A 1,740-nucleotide genomic window follows, 5' to 3' on the forward strand; every position below is an offset into this window, starting at 1 on the left:
CGTCGTCACCTGCGAGCGCAACAAGTTCGGCTTGATGATGTGCTATTGAGCCCTGAGCGCAAGAACGGCACGGTCAAACGCAAAGACGCGACTGCGCCGACGACAGGGTGAGAACACCATCCACGTGTCACTTCATAGGAGACATCAGTGGATCAGATCTATCGGCGCTCATGCACCGCCTTGACGGCACTCTTCAGCGCAGTGGCGCTCACGGCTTGCGGCGGGGGAGGGTCCAGCACCCCCACGCCGGCGGCCTCCGCACCGCCGTCGGCTCCCGTCCCGGCGCCCGTGCCGGCACCGCCCTCCGGTCCTTCGTCGAGCGATGTCGCATTCGCGACCCCTTCGAGCGCGACGGACACCAGCGAGGCCGGCAAGATCGAGACGTACTCCTTTGCCGAGAAGGGCAATCAACTCACGGCCGGGACCGCGACCTTCGCATCGGGCGAGGTGGACTTCGGCGCGTCGCTGTCGGGCGACCAGGCCTACGCCGGCACGGCGATCCGTGTCTACGCACCCGGCAACACCGGCGCGGCCCCGGTCACCGCCTTCAATGCCTCGGGTTTCACCAAGCTGAAGATCCAGCTGAAATCGTCGAGCGACGGCGTGTTGTCGATCAAGCTCCAACCGAGCCCGGTGGCGGGTGACGGCTGCACGGCGACGGCCCAGGCGATCGTCAACTCGACGCTGTCCGAACTCGTCATCGACCTGAGCGACGCGATGTTTCCGCTGCCGGACTACTGCAACGGCACCGGCTCGAAGGTCGGCACCGTCAAGGCCGGCCTGTTCGCGGTCGACGTGATCAACGCGGCCACCACCACGGGTTCGCACAACCTGAGCGTGGGCACCGTGAAGCTCGCCCCCTGATCACGCACGACAACCAACAACAAGGAGACAAGCATGATCAATTCCATCGTCAAGGGCGCCTTCGCCATGGTGCTGGCCCTCGGCCTGCACCTGAACGCGCAGGCCACCAACTTCTTCGACGGGTTCGACGGCTCGGGCGGTCCGAACGGATCGGTCTGGGAGACCGCCAACTGGGCCAACGGTGACATCTTCGGCTGCACCTTCGCCTTCAGCGAAGCGTGGCTGACGGGGTGGGGCGGGCTGGACCTGAACGTCAACAGCAGCAACCGCAACGCGGTGAAGTGCGCCGAGGTGCGCACCTGGCAGAGCTTCCAGTACGGCAAGTTCGTGACGCGCATGCAGCCGGGCACCATCGCCGGCGGCAACAGCTCGTTCTTCCTGTACACCGGCAACGCGGGCACGTCCAACCACTTCGAGATCGACATCGAGTTCATCAAGGGGGGCACCGTCCTGCACACCAACGTGTGGACGGCCGGCCGCCAGAACTTCCAGCAGTTCGCCATCGGCACCGGCTGGCGGACCATCGGCTTCGAATGGCGGCCGACCTTCGTGCGCTGGTTCCACGTCAACGATGCCGGCGTGGAGATGGAGTTCCGGCGCGTCAACACGACGATCTCGGCCCCGATGCGCCTGATGCTGAACCACTGGGTCGGCAACAACTCGGCGAACGCCGTCGGCTTCGTGGGGACCTACAACGGCGGCGGCGGTCCGGCCTACTACGACTGGGTGAAGGTTTCGGACTGAGATCGGCCAACGCGCAGCCGCTTCGAACCGGCTGCGCCCCCGGAACGCCGAAGAAGGACTGCAGATGCTCGGCGCCGGCCCGGCCGTCCGAGCACGGCCGGGGATCTGCTTTCAAGCCGTGACACCGAGCGG

General features: G+C 66.0%; 2 protein-coding genes. Both read left to right on the plus strand.

The window, feature by feature from the left end:
• Positions 1-288 precede the first annotated feature (288 nt).
• Positions 289-864, plus strand: a complete 576-nt coding sequence (locus AC1D15_RS30440; RefSeq protein ID WP_197067063.1) for a hypothetical protein — start codon at positions 289-291, stop codon at positions 862-864.
• Positions 865-897: 33 nt separating this feature from the next.
• Positions 898-1,608 carry a family 16 glycosylhydrolase gene (locus tag AC1D15_RS30445; RefSeq protein WP_477828967.1) on the plus strand — a complete coding sequence of 237 codons (711 nt, stop codon included), beginning with the start codon at positions 898-900 and terminating at the stop codon, positions 1,606-1,608.
• Positions 1,609-1,740: the final 132 nt, after the last annotated feature.

Source organism: Rhizobacter sp. P2_H2 (assembly GCF_056403375.1).

Bases quoted from the DNA above. Each gene is read 5' to 3' on its own strand.
- AC1D15_RS30445 (WP_477828967.1), top strand. From the start codon at position 898: ATGATCAATTCCATCGTCAAGGGCGCCTTCGCCATGGTGCTGGCCCTC.